The sequence below is a fragment of the Chryseobacterium sp. MMS23-Vi53 genome (assembly GCF_047651245.1).
GTDB lineage: Bacteria > Bacteroidota > Bacteroidia > Flavobacteriales > Weeksellaceae > Chryseobacterium.
This window is the reverse complement of sequence record NZ_CP180265.1, coordinates 2777566-2799144: the sequence shown is the minus strand read 5'-3', so window position 1 is coordinate 2799144 and position 21579 is coordinate 2777566. Positions and strand designations below refer to the sequence as shown.

Annotated in this window: 17 protein-coding genes; 8 read left to right on the top strand and 9 right to left on the bottom strand. The window is 36.8% G+C overall.

All coding sequences use genetic code 11. The annotated features are described in order from the left end of the window. Positions 1-46: 46 nt before the first annotated feature. The 4 genes from ACKX2A_RS12505 to ACKX2A_RS12490 all read left to right on the top strand — a co-directional run bounded on the left by ACKX2A_RS12505 (position 47) and on the right by ACKX2A_RS12490 (position 7001). Positions 47-1438 (top strand): TolC family protein, encoded by a 1392-nt coding sequence (locus ACKX2A_RS12505; protein WP_415325058.1) that lies wholly within the window; start codon positions 47-49, stop codon positions 1436-1438. 32 nt (positions 1439-1470) lie between these two features. Beyond that, entirely contained in the window at positions 1471-4740 is a 3270-nt protein-coding gene (locus tag ACKX2A_RS12500) for an efflux RND transporter permease subunit (protein ID WP_415325057.1), read from the top strand. A 134-nt stretch (positions 4741-4874) separates the two neighbouring features. Then, positions 4875-5981, top strand: coding sequence for an efflux RND transporter periplasmic adaptor subunit (locus ACKX2A_RS12495; RefSeq protein ID WP_415325055.1), 1107 nt, complete (start codon positions 4875-4877; stop codon positions 5979-5981). Positions 5982-6287: 306 nt separating this feature from the next. After that, positions 6288-7001 (top strand): C40 family peptidase, encoded by a 714-nt coding sequence (locus ACKX2A_RS12490; protein WP_415325054.1) that lies wholly within the window; start codon positions 6288-6290, stop codon positions 6999-7001. A gap of 371 nt (positions 7002-7372) precedes the next feature. On the opposite strand, the gene ACKX2A_RS12485 is transcribed toward ACKX2A_RS12490, so the two are convergent. The 6 genes from ACKX2A_RS12485 to ACKX2A_RS12460 all read right to left on the bottom strand — a co-directional run bounded on the left by ACKX2A_RS12485 (position 7373) and on the right by ACKX2A_RS12460 (position 13730). Then, positions 7373-7948, bottom strand: a complete 576-nt coding sequence (locus tag ACKX2A_RS12485; RefSeq protein ID WP_415325053.1) for a pentapeptide repeat-containing protein — start codon at positions 7946-7948, stop codon at positions 7373-7375. A 110-nt stretch (positions 7949-8058) separates the two neighbouring features. After that, on the bottom strand, positions 8059-9288 hold the full coding sequence (gene rodA / locus ACKX2A_RS12480; protein ID WP_415325051.1) for a rod shape-determining protein RodA: 1230 nt from the start codon (positions 9286-9288) through the stop codon (positions 8059-8061). Further along, positions 9285-11327 carry a peptidoglycan D,D-transpeptidase FtsI family protein gene (locus ACKX2A_RS12475; protein WP_415325049.1) on the bottom strand — a complete coding sequence of 681 codons (2043 nt, stop codon included), beginning with the start codon at positions 11325-11327 and terminating at the stop codon, positions 9285-9287. The genes rodA and ACKX2A_RS12475 overlap by 4 nt, the downstream gene beginning before the upstream one ends. Then, positions 11324-11830, bottom strand: coding sequence for a rod shape-determining protein MreD (locus ACKX2A_RS12470; protein ID WP_415325048.1), 507 nt, complete (start codon positions 11828-11830; stop codon positions 11324-11326). The genes ACKX2A_RS12475 and ACKX2A_RS12470 overlap by 4 nt, the downstream gene beginning before the upstream one ends. Next, on the bottom strand, positions 11823-12677 hold the full coding sequence (mreC, locus tag ACKX2A_RS12465) for a rod shape-determining protein MreC (protein ID WP_415325046.1): 855 nt from the start codon (positions 12675-12677) through the stop codon (positions 11823-11825). The genes ACKX2A_RS12470 and mreC overlap by 8 nt, the downstream gene beginning before the upstream one ends. Positions 12678-12704: 27 nt before the next feature. Further along, positions 12705-13730: a rod shape-determining protein gene (locus ACKX2A_RS12460; RefSeq protein ID WP_027381028.1), complete on the bottom strand. Its 1026-nt coding sequence runs from the start codon at positions 13728-13730 to the stop codon at positions 12705-12707. A gap of 395 nt (positions 13731-14125) precedes the next feature. Between ACKX2A_RS12460 and hemA the strand changes: the two genes are divergently transcribed. Genes hemA through hemE form a run of 4 tightly spaced genes read left to right on the top strand, consistent with a single transcriptional unit; the run spans position 14126 to position 18103 of the window. Then, positions 14126-15400, top strand: coding sequence for a glutamyl-tRNA reductase (gene hemA, locus ACKX2A_RS12455; RefSeq protein WP_415325043.1), 1275 nt, complete (start codon positions 14126-14128; stop codon positions 15398-15400). Then, positions 15387-16298: a hydroxymethylbilane synthase gene (hemC, locus tag ACKX2A_RS12450; RefSeq protein WP_415325041.1), complete on the top strand. Its 912-nt coding sequence runs from the start codon at positions 15387-15389 to the stop codon at positions 16296-16298. The genes hemA and hemC overlap by 14 nt, the downstream gene beginning before the upstream one ends. 39 nt (positions 16299-16337) lie before the next feature. Then, complete coding sequence (locus ACKX2A_RS12445; RefSeq protein WP_415325039.1) at positions 16338-17021, top strand: uroporphyrinogen-III synthase; 684 nt, start codon at positions 16338-16340, stop codon at positions 17019-17021. 44 nt (positions 17022-17065) lie between these two features. Continuing rightward, complete coding sequence (hemE, locus tag ACKX2A_RS12440; protein WP_415325037.1) at positions 17066-18103, top strand: uroporphyrinogen decarboxylase; 1038 nt, start codon at positions 17066-17068, stop codon at positions 18101-18103. Between the two features lie 105 nt (positions 18104-18208). Here the strand turns inward: hemE and ACKX2A_RS12435 are convergent, their stop codons facing one another. The 3 genes from ACKX2A_RS12435 to ACKX2A_RS12425 form a co-directional block, all read right to left on the bottom strand. Further along, positions 18209-18841 carry an NAD(P)H-dependent oxidoreductase gene (locus tag ACKX2A_RS12435; protein ID WP_415325035.1) on the bottom strand — a complete coding sequence of 211 codons (633 nt, stop codon included), beginning with the start codon at positions 18839-18841 and terminating at the stop codon, positions 18209-18211. Positions 18842-19188: 347 nt separating this feature from the next. Beyond that, entirely contained in the window at positions 19189-20007 is an 819-nt protein-coding gene (locus ACKX2A_RS12430) for a T9SS type A sorting domain-containing protein (RefSeq protein WP_415325033.1), read from the bottom strand. 158 nt (positions 20008-20165) lie between these two features. Further along, positions 20166-21386 (bottom strand): aminotransferase class V-fold PLP-dependent enzyme, encoded by a 1221-nt coding sequence (locus ACKX2A_RS12425; protein WP_415325031.1) that lies wholly within the window; start codon positions 21384-21386, stop codon positions 20166-20168. Between the last annotated feature and the right edge of the window lie 193 nt (positions 21387-21579).

Genomic DNA, 21579 nt, shown 5'->3' with positions numbered 1-21579 from the left:
TGCTTCAAAATGTATTTTTTACTTTGAAAAAAGAAAAATACGTTAGATGCTTTCAAGAATTTTTATTCTCGCCTTATCATCCGTTTTTTTTGTCAATACAGCAAAAGCGCAGGAAGTTCTCACGTTACAGTCTGCACTGGAAACCGCTGTTCAAAATTACGGAACCATTAAAGCCAAAGAATCTTACCGATTGTCTTCACAGGAATCGATAGAACTGGCAAAACGGCAATATCTGCCCAACCTCAACATCAGCCTGCAACAGGATTACGGAACAGTAAACGGACAAAACGGGCCACTGTACGGTTTCGGGGGTTACGGAGTAGCTTCTTCGGGACTTCCCCTTCCCGATCAAAACTGGAATGCTTCTTTCGGAGCATTGTATTTAGCCAATATCAACTGGGAATTTTTCTCTTTCGGAAAAGCCAAGCAAAGGGTAAAAGTTGCAGAATCTAAAAACCTGAGGGATACCAAAGATTTGTCTGATGAGATTTTTCAGCATAAAGTAAAAGTGGCAGCTGCTTATTTAAACGTTTTAGCAGCTAAAAAACTAAAGCTTTCTTATGCAAGAAATCTCGGAAGAACAGACACGATCAGAAGGATTGTTGAGGTAAAAGAAAGAAACGGAATCGTGCCCGGAGTTGATTTATCCCTTGCCAAAGCCGATTACGCCAATGCAATGATCACCTATACCAAAGCGAAAGACAACGAGCAAGAACAGGAGAACAAATTAGCTCAATTGTTGGGAATTCCGGCTCAGGAATTTGTGCTGGACAGCGCTTTACTAAAAAGAATTCCAACCGATTTTCCGATTGAAGCCAATTCTTCTTTGGAAAGTCATCCGTTGTTGGCTTTATATAAAAGCCGAATCAATGTAAGCGAACAGGAAAAACAATTCCTGAAAACGCAGTATTATCCGTCATTCTCGATGGTAGGGATTTTTCAGACGAGAGGTTCGGGATTTGGAAATGGTTACGCTCAAAATCAAAATGATTATTCCACCTCTTACTGGGACGGAATTCATCCGACGAGAAGCAATTATTTAGTTGGACTCGGAGTTTCATGGAATTTCACTCAGACCTATCGATTATCAAAAGAAATCAGTGCTCAGGATTATGTGAGTCAAGGTTTAAAACATGAATATGATCTTGCCGAACAACAATTAAAGGCCCAATTGGATTTATCTGAAAACAAATGGAAAAATGCCATCATGGTGTACGACCAGGTTCCTGTTCAGTTAAAATCCGCCAATGACGCTTACATCCAAAGATCGGTTTTATATAAAAACGGATTGACAGATCTTGTTGATTTATCACAAGCCATTTACGCTTTGGTAAGAGCCGAAACCGACAGAGACATCGCCATTAGCAATGTCTGGAATGCTTTATTGTTAAAAGCAGCAGCGACAGGTGATTTCACTGTTTTTGAAAACGAATTGTAAGATTAATATCAATTATAATCAACATTATCTCAATGAATTTAATAAGATTTGCATTAAGAAAACCTATTACGATTTTAGTGATCGTTGCCGGATTGTTTTTCTTCGGAATACGATCTGTAAACTCCATTAAAGTCGATATTTTCCCCAAACTGGATTTACCCGTGATCTATGTTTCCCATCCTTTCAGCGGATATACACCGCAGCAGATGGAAGCATTTTTTGCCAAACAATACATCAATATTTTCCTTTTCGTCAACGGAATTAAAAGTATTGAAACCAAAAATATCCAGGGATTGACTTTGATGAAAATTAATTTCTATCCCGGAACTAACATGGCACAAGCCGCCGCAGAACTGAACTCGTTCTCGACCAGAATTCAGGCTGCATTTCCACCGGGTTCCAACCCGCCGTTTATCATTCGTTTTGATGCTTCAACACTTCCAGTTGGACAATTAGTCTTAAGCAGCGATAAAAGATCCAACAACGAATTGCTCGATCTCGCGAACGTGTATGTGCGATCGACATTTACCTCAATTCCCGGAATTGTTTCGTCTCCGCCTTTTGGAGGAAATATTCGTACGGTGGTCATTAATGCCAATCCGGATTTGCTCCGTCAGCATAATATGACGCCCGATCAGCTTGTAGAAGCTTTACGTTTGAACAACCAGACTGCACCTTCCGGGAACGTAAGAATCGGAGATAAATACTACATCACTCCGACTAATACAATGATTAAAAATGTAAAAGATTTTGAGAATATTCCTTTGTATAAAGGCAGTGTTCAGAATCTTTATTTAAGAGATGTTGCGACTGTTACCGACGGAGCGGATATGACTTCGGGCTATGCTTTGGTGAACGGTCGTCGTTCGGTTTATTTAAGTATTGCTAAAAGTGCCGATGCTTCAACCTGGGACGTGGTTCAAAATCTGAAAAAGCAGTTGCCGCAGATTCAGTCTAATCTTCCGGATGATGTAAAGGTTAGTTTTGAATTTGACCAGTCGACGTATGTAATTAATTCCGTTAAAAGCTTGTTGAGTGAAGGAACAATCGGAGCCGTCCTCACAGGATTAATGGTCATTTTATTCCTCGGCGATATCAGAGGAGCGTTGATTGTAATTCTCACCATTCCGACCTCCATTATTTCGGCGGTTTTATTCTTAAATCTTTTCGGACAGACCATTAATATCATGACGTTGAGCGGACTCGCCCTCGCCATTGGAATTCTCGTCGATGAAAGTACCGTTACCATAGAAAATATTCACCAGCATCTGGACATGGGAAAACCAAAATCTTTAGCTATTTGGGATGCCTGTAAAGAAATTGCCTTTCCAAAATTGCTGATCTTGTTCTGTATTCTGGCGGTTTTTGCACCTGCATTTACAATGGGCGGAATTCCAGGATCATTATTCTTACCATTAGCTTTGGCGATTGGTTTCAGTATGATTGTTTCTTATTTCCTTGCGCAAACTTTTGTTCCGGTAATGGCCAACTGGATCATGAAAGTAAAACATCATAAAGCAAAAGACGGACATACTCTGACAGATTCTGAAGAATTACAGAAAGCCGGATTAAGCGATGAAAACGACACTTGGAGCCAAAAAGAAATTTTACTTCAGAATGAAGACAGCAACCGCGACGGAAAAGTTAGTTTGTTTGAAAAAATAAGATTCCGATATCTGAAATTTTTAGATAGAATCATGCCTTATCGTAAAATGGTGGTTTCGGCTTATATATTATTGATGATAGGAATGATAGCTTTATTTTTAAACAGCATTGGGCGAGATGTTTTACCGCAGGTGAACGGAACACAATTTCAGGTGAGAATGAGAGTTCCCGACGGAACAAGAATTGAAAAAACCGAGCTTCAGACTTTAAAATTATTAGACGGAATCAAAGAAATTGTCGGAAAAGACAATGTTTCCATCACGTCTGCTTACGTAGGAACGCACCCGACGCTTTTCTCGGTAAGTCCGATTTACCTTTGGATGGCAGGTTCTCATGAAACGGTTTTACAGGTTGGCTTAAATGAAGATTATCATACCAATATGGATGATTTAAAAGATAAAATCAGAGAAAAAGCGAAAAGCATTAATCCTGATATGAAATTATCTTTTGAACCGATTGAATTAACGGAAAAAATTCTTAGCCAAGGCTCTCCGACTCCGATTGAAGTGAGACTATCGGGAAGAGATAAAAGTGTAAATGAAAATTATGCTAAAAAAATCGTAGAAGAATTAAAGAAGATTCCATATTTGAGAGACGTTCAGATTGGTCAATCTATTAAATATCCTGCATTGGATATCAATGTAGACCGTGTTCGTGCTGCTCAACTGGGGGTTGATATGTCCGATGTTTCGCGTTCTTTGGTAGCTTCAACATCCTCATCAAGATTTACCGAAAAAAATATCTGGACGGACGAAAAAGGAGGTTACAGCTACAACGTCCAAGTTCAGATTCCTGAAAATAAAATGAACAGCAAAGAAGAAATTGCAGGAATTCCGTTGCAGAAAAACTCCAACAGACCGAATTTGGGTGACGTTGCAACCATTAAAAACAGCTTCACCTACGGAGAAACCGATAATTTAGGAGCAATGCCGACTTTGACAGTGACGGCAAATCTTAATCACACCGATTTAGTAACCGCTTCAAAAGATGTACAAAAAGTAATTGATAATATGGGTGAACTTCCAAGAGGTTTAAATATTCAAATGATTGGTTTAAGTCAGACTTTAAATGAAACATTAAGCAGTTTACAAAGCAGCTTAATCATAGCAATTGTTGTGATTTTCTTGATGTTGGCTGCCAATTTCCAGTCATTCAAAGTTTCTGCGGTTGTATTGGCAACAGCACCTGCAGTTTTGGTGGGATCTTTAGCCTTATTAATGATCAGTGGGTCAACGCTTAACCTACAATCGTACATGGGAATCATCATGTCGGTCGGAGTTTCGATTTCGAATGCCGTATTGTTGATTACGAACGCAGAACAATTAAGAAAACATAACGGAAATGCCTTACTTTCCGCAAGAGAAGCGGCGGCGTTGAGGTTGAGACCAATCGTGATGACCGCATTAGCAATGGTTGTAGGAATGATTCCTATGGCATTGGGATTAGGAGAGGCCGGAGATCAGGTTTCACCGTTGGGAAGAGCCGTGATCGGAGGTTTGGTTGCTTCTACTTTTGCTGCCCTTTTCATTCTTCCATTAGCGTTTGCGTGGGGACAAGGAAAAGCGACCACTCAAAGTGTTTCTCTTGATCCTGAAGATGAGGAAAGTATTCACTTTATGCCTGAAATTGTAAAATAAAATTTAACCACAAAAGAATCAAAAGATTAATACTTTAATGATTAATTTTTACAACAAAATCTTTTGATTCTTTTGCGGTAAAAAATAGATCTAAGCTTAAACAGATTTAATCTAAAACTATTTAAAAATAAAATATGAATCGATTATATAAATTTTTAATTCCGACGATATTGGTTTTCAGTTTGCAAAGTTGCGGACATGAGGAAAAAAAGGAAGTCAAAAAAACAGCAGAACCTTCTGCTCCGGATATCGAAGCTGTGAATCCTTCTCAAGCAGATTTTTCATCATCAACGGCAATTCCGGGAGAATTACAGCCGTATCAGAAAGTTGATGTGTATGCGAAGATCAGCAGTTTCGTTAAAAAACTATACGTTGATGTCGGAAATGAAGTAAAAGCAGGACAATTATTGGCAACACTGGAAGCTCCGGAAATCAATTCTCAGCAAAGTGCAGCTTCATCGGCTTTAAAATCAAAAGAAGCATTGTACATTGCGAGTAAAGCGAAATACGATCGTTTAAAAGAAACCAGCAAAACTCCAGGAACAATTTCTGCACTTGATTTGGAACAGGCTTTGGCGGCACAGAAATCAGATTTAGCACAATTGGAAGCAGCGAGAGCATCGTATCATGAAGTGGCTGATGTTAAAAATTATTTGCAGATCAGAGCGCCATTCAGCGGAAATATTGCAACGAGAAATGTAAGTGCAGGAGCTTATGTAGGACCTTCGGGAAAAGGTTCGGATTTGCCAATGTTCAGTTTGGTTCAGCAGGACAGACTTCGTTTAGTGGTAAATGTTCCGGAATCTTACACCGGATTATTGAATAAAAATGGTGATATTAAATTCTCCATTCAATCGATTCCGGGAGAGACTTTTATGGCAAAAGTTGCGAGATTTGCGGGTGCTTTAGACAACAAACTGCGTTCTCAATGGGTGGAAATGGATGTCTACAACAAAGACAAAAGATTGTTACCCGGAATGGTTGCCAACGTGATTTTACCTTTAAGTGAAAACAATAAATCCTTGTCAGTACCTTCTACTGCGGTATTAAATTCTACTTTGGGAGTTTTTGTTATTAAAGTCGAAAAAAATATCGCACATTGGGTTCCTGTAACTGCCGGAATTGCTAACGGAGAGGTTACAACAATCATCGGAAATGTTTCTACGAACGATGTAATCGTTAAGACTGCTTCAGAAGAAATCCGTGATGGACAGAATATTAGAGTTAAACTGCTTAAATAGGCTAATAATCAAACTTTTATTAACAAAATTTAGGACTCCATTTTCTTTACCATCAATCAGAAAAAATCCTTTGATAGGAATAATCTATAACAATTATGTTAAAGAATCTTAATAAAAAAAACCGCACACTTGCCTAAAATAGCACGTTGCGGTTTGTTTTTTTTTAACATACTTAAAATATATGTTAAAATGTGTTAAAATAAGAACCTGACAATTATCATATCAAGGCTCTTTTACTCGGAATACATACTTTTGTAATGCTTTTGAAAAATACTATTCCTTTTTAACACGGATAATCAAATATATATGAAGAAAAGAGTTTTGTTTTATTTAGTTGCTTTAACCTTTACAGTTTCTATGCAATCGTGTGCTACAAACTACGTAGTTTCAAAACCAGCAACTTACACAAAAGAATACAAAACAGATGCCAAACTAGCTTCAATTGATACTAAAGCAGAACAGGATAAGCAGCAATTAATCAACTCTTTCCTTGCAGAAAAGGCGGCATCTTTAGCAAACGCTAAAAATTCTATTAAAAATTCTGAGATTGCAAAAGCAATCAGACACAATAAAACGATCGACAATATCCTTACAGAAGCTGAAACTTACCTTGGAACTCCTTACAGATACGGAGGAATGACCAGAAACGGTATAGATTGTTCAGCTTTCGTTCTTTCTGTATTCGGTGCTGCAGCAGGTCTTAGCCTACCAAGAGTAGCAGCTTCTCAGTCTCAGGAAGGAGAGAAAATAGAGAAAGAAAACCTTCAGAAAGGAGATTTGATCTTCTTTTCTCACGGAAGAAGAATTTCTCACGTAGGTATTGTAGAAAGTGTAACAGAAGATGGTGAAGTGAAGTTTATTCATGCCGCAACGTCGAGAGGAGTAATGATTTCTTCGTTAAATGATTCTTACTGGGGACCTAAATACAGATTCGGCAAAAGAATTATCAACGAAAACGGAGAAGCAATCAACGGAAACCTTGCAGCAACGACTCCGGCATCAAACGGAACAAGTTTTTAATTTTAAATAATTGATTTAAATAATGAAACCATCAAAATTATTGATGGTTTTTTTATTGTTTATACTTTGTTTAAAATCTATTTCTTAATCTCTTGTTGGCTGAGGCTCTCGAAGCCGACTTATTATTTTTAGCGCTAAAGATTACTAAGAATAAGTCATTAGACTCTAAATATTTTTTGTTCGCAAGGGCGCTTCGCTCAGCAAATGATAGCGTTGCAAAAAAAGTTCAACTCTGAATTTTGAACACAAAGGTCACTAAATTTTTTTATAACTTTTTGTTTTAGTTTCACAAAGCCGTTTCACTTATAAAAGTTAATTAAGTGTTTACAGTCTTATCAATCAACCAGCAACCAGCAACTATCAACTAAAACCTACCCATTTTTATCAATTTCAATATCTAATTTATAAAGAAGACCATAGATTTCAGAAAGGGAGAATTTAGCCTTTTTAAGTTTGTTTTGGGAAGGATCTATTGAATAATTGACCGAAGTCCGAAAATCTGCTTTTTCAAGGTTTGTATTGTCGAAAACTGCGCCTGATAAATCGCAATTGTTGAAGACAGCTCCGGAAAGATCGCATTCGGCAAAATCGACTTCAATTAGCTTAGAATTATTGAATAAAGTTTTTCTGATTGTAGTTTTATAAAAGATGGAATTATTCAAAGAACAGCCATCAAATTTGAAGGACATCCCGAATTCGTTGCAATCGTCGAAGTGAAGTCCAAACATTTTGCATTCTTTAAAAATTACGTCACGAAAAGCTGTAGAAACAAGTTTTGTCATGCTCAGATTACATCCGATAAATTCACAATCATTAAAACTAAAAAACGAAAGATCAGCATATTCAAAATTACAATTCAGGAATGTACAGTTTTCATATTCGCCTTTTTGGATTTCGGAAAAGGCTGTATTTTTGAAAGTTTGATCCAGGGCATATGCTTCTTTCATAAGAGTTTATGATTTAAGTTTTTTTCTCTCGCAGATTTTGCTGATTATTTAAATGAATTTTAGACAGAATGATTGTAAACTTCCATTTCCCAGCCTCCAACTCGTAACTTTTACACTAAACTGTTCTTGTCCGAATAATTTAATTTAAAGAAGATAAAAGTCATCATTGAGAAGGCAAGCAAAGAACTTCCTCCATAACTGAAATAAGGCAACGGAATACCAACGGTCGGAAAAAGTCCCATAACCATCCCTAAATTGATCGTAAAGTGCATCAAAAGAATCGAAGCAAAACAATATCCGAAAACTCGATTAAAAGACGATTTCTGTTGTTCTGCAAGATAATAAATCCTTCCAATGAAAACCATATAAGCCAAAATCAGAACGGCGCTTCCTACGAAGCCCCACTCTTCGCCTACGGTACAGAAAATATAATCGGTTTCCTGCTCCGGCACGAATTTTCCTTGTGTTACAGATCCTTCACGGTAGCCTTTTCCTAAAAGTCCACCCGAACCAATCGCTGTTTTAGAGTACAGTAAGTTGTAACCTGAAGTATCTCTGAAAGCTTTCTCACCTTTGTACAGAACCTCTATTCTCTCTTTCTGGTGCTTCGGCAGCTTTTCTAAAATGAAGGGTGAGCCAAAGGCCAGTCCGCACAACACGAGCACAGAACCAACAATCCCTGAGATGGAAATGACATTCCAGGACATTTTGTAATAATTCAGGGCGATGTATCCACCGATTATTAAAACAATTGCTCCGGCAACGTAAATAGGATTTACAGCCAATGAAATCAGAAAAACACCGGCAAAAAGAAATCCGATTCCGAATAATAAACCACTCAATCCTTCACGATATAAAGCGATAAAAAACGCAATAAAAACGAGCATTGAACCCACATCGGGAATCGCTAAAACGACAGCCGCCGGAATTCCTACGATCGCCAAAGTTGTATAAAGTGATTTTTTATTTTTTAAATTGAATTCAGGTCCGGAAACGTAATTCGCCAACATTAAAGCAGTTCCAATTTTTGCAAACTCAACAGGTTGCATTGTAAAACTTCCGAATTTATACCAGTTTTTCTGTCCGAGGATTTCTTTACCAAAAGGGAAAAGTCCGATCAGAAGAAGAACACCGCCAATGTAAATAATTCCTGACATATTTTCGAAGAACTTAGCTCTTCCTACGAAAATAATTAATCCCACAAAAACAGAAATTCCGAAGAAAATCAATTGTTTTTCTCCTAGTTTCTGGTCAACACTATAAATATTTGCAATCGCAAAAATGCAAAGCAGGAAATATAAGCCAAGACCTAATTTATCTATTCCTTCCGTCCATTTCATTGCTTCGCAGGTTTAGTGTTTGTGGTTTTATTTTTAGTTTCGAGATCAATCTGTTTTTGCAGTTTTGCTTTCTGCTCTTTGATATAATTTAAGCTGTCCTGAATTTTCTTTTGTTTTACAGAATCCAAAGCGGGATCTTTATAAAGACCTTTACGCTTCAAATCGACGATCCATTGTCTTTTATACTCCGGCATGAAACTCGAAGTAATCATTTTTTTGTAAAGATTTTCACGTTTTAGATCGCCGGTAATATATTTTTCGGCAATTACCGTAGAAGCTGGTCCCGCCCAGGTTGCACCGAATCCGGCGTGTTCCATTACGGCAACAACTACGATTTTTGGCTTATCCGCAGGAGCAATCAATACAAAGATTGAGTTATCCTTACCTTGAGGAACCTGTGCTGTACCTGTTTTCGCCAACATCGTAAAATCGTTTGATTTCAAACTGTGAGCTGTACCTCTCAAAACCACGGCTTCCATACCTTTTAAGACAGGTTCAAAATATTTTGGATCTACTAAAGTTTTATGTTTTACTTTAAATCTTTTATCGGGATTAGGTTTTCCATCAATTGCTTTTACAATATGAGGCGTATAATACCATCCTTTATTAGCAATTGCAGAAACATAATTCGCCAACTGTAGCGGTGTCACCATTACATCTCCCTGTCCCATTCCGTTGAAAACAGCTCCGGTAGCTAAAGGATCCCAGTTTTTAGGGTCTTTTGTAGAGCCACTTGCCTTATAAATAGCCTTCATTCTTTTTTCATAAAATTCCCCTGAAGGAATTCGACCTTTAGCCCCAACTGCGAAATCATTATTTAAGAATTCTCCGACACCAAAACTGCTCATGATTTTTTTCCATTCATCAACACCTTTTGATGGATTTCCAGGATATTTATTAACAATAGCTAAGTATGCATAAGAAAAATAACAGTTACTCGAAACCTGAATCGCAGGAATCAACGGATCTGCACCCCCGTGACCTTTAATTCTCAATCCACGATAATTAAATCCGCCACCACAAGGGAAAACCGTATTCTCTGTCATCACTCCCATTTGCATGGCTGATAAAGCTGTCAGCAATTTGAAGGTTGATCCCGGAGGATACGCAGCCTGTAACGAACGGTCGAACGTCGGCTTATTTTCGTAAATCGTGTCTTTTGATAATGCGTAAAGATTTTTCGATTTATTTGGTCCCGTGAAAAGATTCGGATCGATATCCGGTCCTGTTGCTGCAACCAAAACTTCTCCATTATTCGGGTCAATAGCTACAATTGCACCGTGTTTATTCACCATCATTTCTTCAGCAGTTCTCTGAAGGTCGTAATCAATGGTTAAAGTAATATCTTTTCCGGTAATAACGTCTTTATCTAAAGTTCCGTTTTTATAGGAACCTACGTTTCGAAGTTTAATATCTTTTTGGATATACTTCATGCCTTTTACACCACGAAGCTCTTTTTCATAAGATTTTTCGACACCTGTTTTTCCTATGAAATCTCCAGGAAGATAGTAAGTCGAATCTTTTTTAATTTCTCTTTCATTCACCTCACTTGTATATCCCAAAAGGTTTCCGGAAGTTGACACTTCATATTGACGCTGAGGTCTTGAAACAATACTGAACGCAGGATATTTAAAAATAATTTCCTGAACTCTTGCAATATCTTCTCTGCTCAGATCCTTTTGAAAAGTCATCGGAGTGAGTTTAGAATAATATTTTTCTTTTTTGATAGTATTGATCCTGTTGATGAAATCCTGCTTGCTGATTTTCATTAAATTACAGAAAGCCAACGTATCAAAATCAGGTTTCATTAACGCTTGGGTGAAAGAAATTTCATAGGCAGGCTGGTTTCCCACCATAATTTTACCATTTCTGTCGAAAATAACTCCTCTTTGAGGAATTACATATTCAATTTTAATGGAAGTATTCGCTGCGTTTAGAGCATAGCGATCCGTAAATAATTGTAAATACGAAAGCCTCGCCACAAAAATCAAGGCGATGACAACAAGAACCGAAAAAATTTTTAAATAACGTGTGTTCAAACTTTTTGTTTGATTTTAAATATTAATGCGTAAATAACTATAAATATAAACGAAATTACACTAGTTACCAATACATTAAGTAATATTTCAAAAAATCTACTAAACTTAAAGAACTCTATATATTGTACTAAAAGCTGGTGTAAAAAGATACTCGAGAACAAAAACAGCAAAAATTGCGCCCATTGAAGGGACTGGAAAGAAAAAAAGTCTGTGGAAGTATCTGTAGACGTTCTGAAAATCAAGGTTCTGAAATAGGCAATCAAGGTTGTTGCAAATGCATTGATTCCCCAAGAATAGAGGAACGCGTCAACCGAAAGACCGATCAGAAAACTCAAAGCCAAAAACTGAAATTTATTTCTGAAAAATGGATAAAACATGACAAATACAGGATATAGTACCGGAGTGTATTTTCCGAAAATAGTAATCCTGTTCAATACAAAAATTTGTAATGCAACCAAGAAAATCATGATTAATATATCCGTAAATAGAGTCCTGCTAATCATTTTCCTTTTTTATTACAGCTTGCATTGTATCCTGAATCTTCTGTACCTCAGCTTTCTTAAGATTTTTAACCACAAAAACTTTGCTCAAAGATCCCATTTTTTCACTTAATTCCACCGAGATGTCCCAAAAACCAGTCTTATTATCTACGGAATATCCCGCAATCGTACCGATCTGAACACCTTTAGGGAAAATAGCAGATTTACCGTCTGTAACGACCGTATCTCCGATTTTAAGGGCAACATATTTCGGAATATCTGCCAAATGCATTACTCTGGAATTATCTCCATTCCAGGTTAATGTTCCAAAATACCCTGAATTTTTTAAAGCCGCATTAATTCTGATTTTATTCACACTTAAAACCGACTGAACCAATGCATAGCTATCTGTAGAATTGATTACGATTCCTGCAATACCTCTCGGAGCCATAACTCCCATTTGCGGAAACACTCCATCTCTTCTACCTCTGTTTATTGTAAAATAGTTGTTTCTTCTGTTAATACTGTTGAAAACGATCTCTCCATCCACGAATGTATAGATTTGTCCGCCTCCCAAAGTATCATGAACTTTTCTGAATTTTGGATTTGCCGCACCTTGTTTACCGTAAAGCTCTACCATTAAAGCCTTATTTTGAGCAACAAGATCTTCGTTGATCTGCTTGAGCTTAAGATACGAAACTCCTTCATCGATATATCCCGAAACCCAAGAGTTGAACGCAGCCGTCTGACCCGCAATCCAAGATCTTTGCATGGCATTTTTTGAGAATATCAGAACCAGAGCAATGATTTGCAGGAATATAAAGAAGACAAAAAGCGCGTTCTTCGAAAATAATCTCAGCAAAAATCCCATTCAGATGTGTGTCGTAAAAAGTTAGTATTATTTAATTAAGAAATTGAATTTATCCATATTCTTAAGTGCGATACCTGTTCCGCGAACTACAGCTCTCAACGGATCTTCTGCAACAAATACAGGAAGACCGGTTTTCTTGTGTAATCTGTCCGCAAGACCTCTCAATAAGGCACCTCCACCAGCAAGATAAATACCTGTTTTGTAAATATCCGCAGCCAATTCCGGAGGAGTAAGAGAAAGAGTTTCCATTACCGCATCTTCAATTCTAATGATCGATTTGTCCAATGCTCTTGCAATCTCTTTGTACCCAACCATAATTTCTTTTGGCTTACCCGTGATAAGGTCTCTACCTTGTACCGGAATATCTTCAATATCAACATCAAGATCTTCAACAGCAGAACCCACTTCGATTTTGATTCTTTCTGCAGTTCTTTCTCCGATGTAAAGGTTGTGGTGAGTTCTCAGGTAATAAGCGATATCGTTTGTAAATACGTCACCTGCAATTTTTACAGATTTGTCGCAAACAATACCTCCCAAAGCAACCACAGCAATCTCTGTAGTACCACCACCTATGTCGATAATCATGTTACCCTCAGGTTTTTGTACATCGATTCCAACCCCAATTGCGGCAGCCATTGGTTCGTAAATCAAACGAACTTCTTTTGCATTTACTTTCTGAGCAGAATCTCTTACAGCTCTTTTTTCAACCTCAGTAATACCGGAAGGAATACAGATCACGATTCTTAGCGCAGGCTGAATGAATTTACCTTTAATTCCTGGAATTTTTTTGATAAATTCTTTAATCATGTGTTCAGAAGCGTGGAAATCCGCAATTACCCCATCTTTCAACGGACGAATTGTTTTAATATCCTCATGAGTTTTACCCTGCATATGTTTTGCCTGCTCGCCGACGGCAATCGGTCTACCCGTAGAACGCTCAATTGCAACAATTGAAGGCTGATCTATAACAATTTTGTTATTATGGATGATAAGGGTGTTGGCAGTACCAAGGTCTATCGCAATCTCTTGCGTAAACATATCGAATAAACTCATACTTTTTACTTCTGATTTTTTAAAGAGTTACAAAGATATAAATTTAAGGCTACTAAAGAAATTCCGCGAGCAGATAATTTGGTTAAAATTTTATTAAAATTTGCAAGAACTTATTAACTTTTACTTTAAGCATTTACAGGCTGTGATTTCAACCGGAATTAAGATATTTACAGGCTGGAAGCAGTTTCTAGCAAACCGAAACTTTTCGGTCACACCAAAGTGAGATGTTTTTACTTTTATGATATACTAAAAGTGTTAAAATATCATTTAAAATTTTAACTTTTCTTACCGCTTCGAAAGTTATTTAGAACCATCCCAAAATAGTTTTTTACGATAATTATCATATACATTATCAGAAAACGATTTATGAAAAAAAACGTAAATTTGCTCCGCTTATGTTACAGTATTCCAACATCCATCAAACGTCGAATTTTGCGGTACTTTCCATCAGTTTCGAGAAAGCTGATGTGGAGACGAGAGGTAAATTCGCATTTTTTGATGAAAATATCAAAAATTTTGTTAGCCGAATTCATGATGAAGATTTAGGAGATGCTTTCGTGGTTTCTACTTGTAACAGAACCGAAATCTACACCACATCTCCCAATTACCTTTTGGTTGCCGAAGAATATTGTAAAACCATTGGGGTAAATCTGATGGATTTTTTACAGTTTGCTAATATTTTAACGAAAGAAGAAGCTTTAACACATCTTTTCCGAGTAGCAGCAGGTTTGGAAAGCCAGATCATCGGGGATTTTGAAATCATCGGACAGATCAAAAAAGCATACGCCCGCTTTAAAAGAGAAAGAAAAAATTCGAATCCTTTTTTAGAAAGATCCATCAATTCCGCGATTCAGATTTCGAAAAGAATTAAAAACGAAACAGGAATTTCCAACGGTGCAGCTTCTGTTTCTTACGCGGCAGTTCATTATATTTTAAACAATCAAAAAAGAATTACCGAAAAAAATATTCTTTTGCTTGGCGTTGGTGAAATCGGACAAAACACGGTTGAAAATTTGGTAAAACATGTTTATCAGCCAAAAATTAAAATCGCCAACAGAACTCAGGAAACAGCAGCAAAAATTTCGGAGAAATACAATATTCCTCATATCGATTATGCTGATTTTAATAAAGAGCTCAGCGAAACCGATATTTTAATTGTTGCAACCGGGGCAAGACATCCGATCGTGAATAAATCTCATTTCCCAAACGGAAAGGAAACTTTGGTAATCGATCTTTCAATTCCAAATAACGTTGATAAAAACGTAATGGAAAATGAAAACGTAACCCTGATTGATGTTGATGAGCTTTCAAAACAAATTCAGCATACCATTCAGCAAAGAGAAAAAGAAATCCCAAAGGCTGAAATGATCATTAAAGAAATGACGAAAGATTTCATTGAATGGGAGAAAAAAAGAAGGCTAGCACCCAACATTCATCATTTCAAAGCGGTTTTAAAAAACATGGAACGCAACGAAATGCATAATTTTTACAAAAAAAATAAATATATAAACATCACGGATATGGAACTTTCCGATAAAATGATTCAGAAAATTACCAACCGTTTTGCAAAATATATCATCGATAATCCTTTAAAAGCCGAAGAAATTAGTAAATTAATGCACGAAATATTAGTTGAACAACCAAACAACGAATTCAATGAAAAGCATTAGAATCGGAACCAGAAATTCTGCATTGGCACTTTGGCAGGCAAGAGAAGTTGCGAGACACCTTCAAAACAATAATTATTTAACGGAAATCGTTCCGATCGTATCTTCGGGCGATAAAAATCTTACACAACCGCTTTATTCTTTAGGAATTACGGGAGTTTTCACAAGAGATCTTGATACTGCATTATTAAATAACGAAATCGATATCGCTGTACATTCTTTAAAGGATGTACCAACGAAGCTTCCCGAAAATCTTGAGATCGTTTCTTATCTGGAAAGAGATTTTCCTCAAGATGTATTGATCCGAAAAGAATCTGCAAAAAATAAAGAACTTCACGAACTGAAATTGGCGACAAGCAGTTTGAGAAGAAGAGCTTTCTGGCTTAAAAATTTTCCTCACGCCGAATTTTCAGATATTCGTGGAAATATTCAGACACGTCTTCAAAAATTAGAAGAAGGAGATTTTGATGCAACGATTTTGTCTTTGGCAGGAATTAAAAGAATGAAAATGGACATCGATTATGAAATGCTTCCGTTTTTAATTCCGGCTCCGTCGCAAGGTGTGATTGCTGTGGCAGGACATTCTGAAAAAACTGAAATCAACCAGATTTTAAAACAATTTACCAACCACGAAAAAACCCAGATCTGTGTAGAGATGGAAAGAAATTTCCTAAGCACTTTGGAAGGAGGCTGCACAGCACCAATTGGAGCTTTCGCCGAGCTTTTCGAAGATCAGATCCGTTTCAAGGCAGCACTTTGTTCATTGGACGGTAAAAACAGCATTGCAACAGACGAAAGTTTTGTATATAATAATGAAGAAAATTTTGGAGAAAAGTTTGCGAAAGCTGTTCTCGAAAACGGCGGTAAAGAATTGATGGCTGAAATTAAAAATCAGATTTAAAACTTCCATCCCCCAGCTTCTTTCTTCAAGCCTCAAAACATGAAAATCTTATTTACCAAAAATATAGACCGAGCCATTATATCCAAAGAATTAGGAGAGGATATTTTGGTCGATTGTGTTGAGGTAATAAAGACCAATTCTATAAAAACAGCCCCATTTGACCTTAAAAATTATTCTTTGATTTTTACCAGCGTAAATGGAGTGACTTCTTTTTTTCAAAACGGTTTTCAACCCAACGAAGATTTTACGGCGAAAAATTATAATAAAATCTATTGTGTTGGCGAAAAGACAAAACGAGAATTAAGAAAAAATGGTTTCGGAACTTTTAAAGTTTTGAAAAATGCCGAGACTCTTTCCAAATTCATTATTGGAAACTGTCAGCACGAAAATTTCCTACACTTCTGCGGAAACATGGCATTGGACGTGCTTGACAGAAAATTACCCCTCCAAAATATCAGATATAAAAAAATCACGATCTACAACACCGAGGAAATCAATCCTTTGATAACTGAAAAATATCATGTTAGCGTATTTTTTAGTCCGAGCGGAGTTCGTAGTTTTGCAAATCGAAATTCCTTTGAGGATACCACTCTCGTTTCTATTGGTGAAACGACTGCCAATGAACTGAGAAAGTATACTTCACAACCGATTTTAGTTTCAGAAGGGAACAATCTAATGTCTGTTTTGAATTTAATAAAGAAGGAAATTTTAAACAAAAATTGATATATTTTAATTGTCATTCGTGGCAATGCTAGTCTAATAAAGTTATGATTAAAAACGACCTATACTTAAAAGCACTTCGCGGAGAAACCGTAGAAAGACCCCCCGTTTGGATGATGAGACAGGCCGGAAGATATTTACCGGAATTCATTGCGTTACGTGATAAATACGATTTCTTTACAAGATGTCAGACTCCGGAATTGGCTTCTGAGATCACAGTACAGCCAATCAGAAGATTTCCGTTGGATGCAGCAATTCTGTTCTCCGATATTCTGGTGGTTCCACAAGCGATGGGAATTGATTTCAAAATGAAAGAATCTGTTGGTCCGTGGTTGGATAATCCGATCAGAACAATGGAAGATGTTCAGAATGTAATCGTTCCGGATGTGAATGATACTTTAGGATACGTTTTTGATGCGATTGAACTGACTTTACAAAAATTAGACAACGAAATTCCATTGATTGGTTTTGCAGGTTCTCCTTGGACGATTCTTTGCTATTGCGTGGAAGGAAAAGGAAGCAAAGCTTTTGATATTGCTAAATCTTTCTGCTTCACACAACCAGAAGCTGCACATTTGTTATTGCAAAAAATTACCGATACAACAATCGCTTATCTGAAAAGAAAAGTTGAAAAGGGCGTTTCTGCCGTTCAGGTTTTCGATTCCTGGGGAGGAATGCTATCTCCAGCAGATTATCAGGAATTTTCTTGGAAATATATCAACCAAATTGTTGAAGCATTAAGTCCGTTGACTCACGTTGTTGTTTTCGGAAAAGGATGTTGGTTTGCATTGGAAGATATGGCTCAGTCACCAGTTTCGGCTTTGGGAGTTGACTGGACGATCCAACCTGAGTTCGCAAGAACTTTGACGAATCACACCATGACTCTTCAGGGGAATTTTGATCCTGCGAGATTACATTCTACGCCTGAAACGATCAAAAAAATGGTAACGGAAATGATTAACCGTTTTGGAAAAGACAGATATATCGCGAATTTAGGACACGGAATTTTGCCTAATATTCCTGTTGAAAATGCGGAGGCGTTTATTAGAGCGGTTGTTGAGTGGAAACCGACTGTTGAATTTTAATTCTCACAGATTTTGCGGATAACTCAGATTTTTCTGCTTTACATAAAATACAAACACCCTTCCAGAAAATTGAAAGGGTGTTTTTTTGAGTAAAATAATTAATAATTAGTTGATTTCTGTAACGAAATCTTCTTTTGGTTTTCTTACTTTCGTAAGGTTCACCAACCAGTCGTTTGATGCGTCTCTGTAACCAATTGGCAACAATAGAACGCTTTTCAGACCTTTTTCTTTTAAGTTTAAAATTTTATCTACTTCCTCCGGTACGAAACCTTCCATTGGTGTAGAATCTACTTCTTCGAAAGCTGCTGCGATAATTGCCGCCCCGAAAGAAATATAAGCTTGTTTTGCAGCGTGTGTGAAGTTTTCTTCAGCAGATCTTTGAGGATACGTTCCCAACAACATCTGTCTGTAATTTTCCCAACCTTCGTTTTTGAAACCTCTGATATCGTTCGTAAGATCAAACATTTTGTTGATTCTTTCTTCTGTATAGTTATCCCAGGCTGCGAAAACCAAAAGGTGCGAACAATCCGTAATCTGCGGCTGATTCCAAGCATGCGGCTTGATCTGTTCTTTGATTTCCTGATTGGTAATCACAAGGATTTCGAAAGGCTGGAGTCCGCTAGATGTTGGTGCTAATCTAGCTGCTTCCAATATTTTATCCACTTTTTCCTGTGGTACTTTTTGACCATTCATTGCTTTGGTTGCAAATCTCCAGTTCAGTTTTTCTATTAATTCCATAAATTAAATTTTGACCGAACAAAATTAGTCCTTGTACGACAATTCTTTAGTACGGATTTTTAAATTTGATTTATTGTTAATATCTATTTTTAATTCATTCTAATACTTTTTATTTATAATATCACGCTTAGATGCTTCCGGCATGACAAACTTTGCCGATATTTTCCTGATGCTGAATTTTGGACTGCGACCCTAGCCCTGATCGCAGCAACTGTTTGAGCTCATTTTTTAGTTTTCGGGGCGGCGCGGCAAAGCCGCGCCGCCCCGAAAACTAAAAAATAGCGAGTGCGGAGAGCAGGAAATAGCTCCAAATAAAAAAGCTCCTGAAAATTCAGAAGCTTTGTCTATTATTGTTTTATAATTTTTTTTCTAATCGTTTCTTTACCTTCATCAATGAGAATCATGTAAGCTCCTTTTGGAAGGTCTGATAAATTATATGAATCCGATTTTCCAGTGAATGTTTTCACTAATTTTCCAGACATATCGATTACGGAAACTTTTGCGTTTGATCTTAAATCAGATTTAATGTAAAGATTGTCTTTTACAGGATTTGGATATACTTGTAGTTTGTTTTCAAGAGAAACATCTGATGTAGCTAAGACATTGCTTGAGGTAATCACAAGATCATCAATTACTGCCCCGTAAGAATAATCTCCCGCATCGTTATAGATGAATCTAAGCTGAAAATTGGCATTGATATATGGTGTTAAATCTATATTTGTTGCATCATCGTAAGATTCCACTACATACATAAATGTATTAAAATCAATTCCCCATTGCCCGGAATCTCCGGAAGTTGTAAATACCTGAACCCAAGACGTTCCATTGAAAGCCTCAACAGTGATTGAAGAATTCAGATCGTAAATCATATTGGCATATTTAAATGACAACTTCGGACTCGAAACACCGACAAGATTGATAACCGGAGAAATCAACCTCGCATTGGTATTAACGCCAGTTGGTCCTGCATCGTCGTCATCAAAAAACGCCGCACCACTTGGGAAGGTCGCAAAGCCAGATTGGCTACCCACTGCCCAATTGTAAGTTGTATCCGGATTATTTACCGTCCATCCCGTAGGTAACGATCCTCCGTTAAAATTTTCGGAAAACACTTGTGCACCTGCCATTCCGCTGGCAAGCAACAATAATAGTAATTGTTTCTTCATGGTAATATTTTTTGTTTGGTAGTTTAAAATTAGTGAATTATTTTAACTAAAAACACAATAAATCATAATAATATTCATTATCAGTGATTTAGACACTATAAAAAAATCACCTCTGAAATTTCAGAGGTGATTTTCACAAATTATTTATTTAATTCTTTTTAACTTAACATACGTTGTGCTTTTTTTACACCTTCAACCAAAATATCAATTTCTTCAAAAGTATTGTAAACCGCAAAACTTGCTCTTACAGTTCCTGCAATATTGAAGAAGTCCATGATTGGTTGAGTACAGTGATGTCCGGTTCTTACCGCAACACCCAATTTATCTAAGATCATTCCAACATCGGAAGCAATTCCGATTCCTTCAAGATTGAAAGAAACAACACCCGTTCTGTTGGCTTTTTCACCATAAATTTTAATTCCATTCAATTCTAAAAGATGTCTCTGGGCATATTCTAACAAAGCATTTTCATGGTTTTGAATATTCTCCTGACCTACTTTCTGAATGAAATCCACGGCAGCTCCCAAAGCAATATTTCCACCTACGTTTGGTGTTCCAGCTTCATATTTAAAAGGTAAACCTGCGTAAGTTGTTCCATCAAAAGAACATGTTGCAATCATCTCTCCTCCTCCGTGAAATGGAGGTAAATCCTCAAGAATTTCCTGCTTTCCGTATAAAATTCCAGTTCCCATTGGAGCGTACATCTTATGACCTGAGAAAACAAAGAAATCGCAGTCCATTTTTTGAACATCGATTGTGAAATGCGGTGCAGATTGTGCTCCGTCGATTACAATATATGCGTTTGAATTTTTTCTTGTTTTTGAAATAATTTCATCAATAGGATTCACAATTCCTAAGGCATTAGAAACCTGATTTACAGAAACAACCTTTGTCTTTTCACTTAAGAATTCGTCGAATTTATCGAGCTGCAAAATTCCATTTTCGTCGATTGGAATGACTCTTAATTTTGCCCCCGTTCTTTCACAAAGCATTTGCCACGGAACAATATTTGAGTGATGTTCTAGATAAGAAATGATAATTTCATCGTCTTTTTTTAATTTTTGAGTTAAAATATAAGCGATGAGGTTTAAACCTTCTGTAGTTCCTTTTGTAAAAATGACTTCAAAATCATGTTTTGCATTAATGAATTTCTGGATTTTTCTTCTCGAAAGCTCCATTTCTTCTGTTGCAAGCTGACTTAATGTATGAATTCCTCTATGTACGTTGGCGTTTAGCTCTGTATAATATTTGTTCCAAACTTCCAAAACTGAATTTGGTTTTTGAGATGTCGCTGCATTATCTAAGTAAACCAAAGGCTTACCGTTCACCTGCCTGTCTAATATAGAAAACTGACTTCTGATTTCCTGAATGTCAAACATTTATTAAAATTTTAAATTAAAACGTTCTTATTTAGAACTCTTCAAATTTACGGCTTTTTTTCGGATTGTGATGGAGGGTTGATTGTTGTTGACTGATAGAAAGATTCGATGTGAAATATATTTTTACGCTTTTTAACGCTAAAGGTCACTAAGGATGAATAATTTTATTTGACTATTTTTTGCTCGCTAAGGC

Excerpts from the sequence above, each read along its gene's own strand:
- ACKX2A_RS12445 (WP_415325039.1), top strand. The coding sequence starts at position 16,338 with ATGAAAATCTTATTTACCAAAAATATAGACCGAGCCATTATATCCAAA.
- hemC (WP_415325041.1), top strand. The coding sequence starts at position 15,387 with ATGAAAAGCATTAGAATCGGAACCAGAAATTCTGCATTGGCACTTTGG.
- ACKX2A_RS12505 (WP_415325058.1), top strand. The coding sequence starts at position 47 with ATGCTTTCAAGAATTTTTATTCTCGCCTTATCATCCGTTTTTTTTGTC.
- ACKX2A_RS12495 (WP_415325055.1), top strand. The coding sequence starts at position 4,875 with ATGAATCGATTATATAAATTTTTAATTCCGACGATATTGGTTTTCAGT.
- ACKX2A_RS12485 (WP_415325053.1), bottom strand. The coding sequence starts at position 7,948 with ATGAAAGAAGCATATGCCCTGGATCAAACTTTCAAAAATACAGCCTTT.
- ACKX2A_RS12500 (WP_415325057.1), top strand. The coding sequence starts at position 1,471 with ATGAATTTAATAAGATTTGCATTAAGAAAACCTATTACGATTTTAGTG.
- rodA (WP_415325051.1), bottom strand. The coding sequence starts at position 9,288 with ATGAAATGGACGGAAGGAATAGATAAATTAGGTCTTGGCTTATATTTC.
- ACKX2A_RS12460 (WP_027381028.1), bottom strand. The coding sequence starts at position 13,730 with ATGAGTTTATTCGATATGTTTACGCAAGAGATTGCGATAGACCTTGGT.
- ACKX2A_RS12425 (WP_415325031.1), bottom strand. The coding sequence starts at position 21,386 with ATGTTTGACATTCAGGAAATCAGAAGTCAGTTTTCTATATTAGACAGG.
- ACKX2A_RS12470 (WP_415325048.1), bottom strand. The coding sequence starts at position 11,830 with ATGATTAGCAGGACTCTATTTACGGATATATTAATCATGATTTTCTTG.
- mreC (WP_415325046.1), bottom strand. The coding sequence starts at position 12,677 with ATGGGATTTTTGCTGAGATTATTTTCGAAGAACGCGCTTTTTGTCTTC.
- ACKX2A_RS12435 (WP_415325035.1), bottom strand. The coding sequence starts at position 18,841 with ATGGAATTAATAGAAAAACTGAACTGGAGATTTGCAACCAAAGCAATG.
- hemA (WP_415325043.1), top strand. The coding sequence starts at position 14,126 with ATGTTACAGTATTCCAACATCCATCAAACGTCGAATTTTGCGGTACTT.
- hemE (WP_415325037.1), top strand. The coding sequence starts at position 17,066 with ATGATTAAAAACGACCTATACTTAAAAGCACTTCGCGGAGAAACCGTA.
- ACKX2A_RS12490 (WP_415325054.1), top strand. The coding sequence starts at position 6,288 with ATGAAGAAAAGAGTTTTGTTTTATTTAGTTGCTTTAACCTTTACAGTT.
- ACKX2A_RS12430 (WP_415325033.1), bottom strand. The coding sequence starts at position 20,007 with ATGAAGAAACAATTACTATTATTGTTGCTTGCCAGCGGAATGGCAGGT.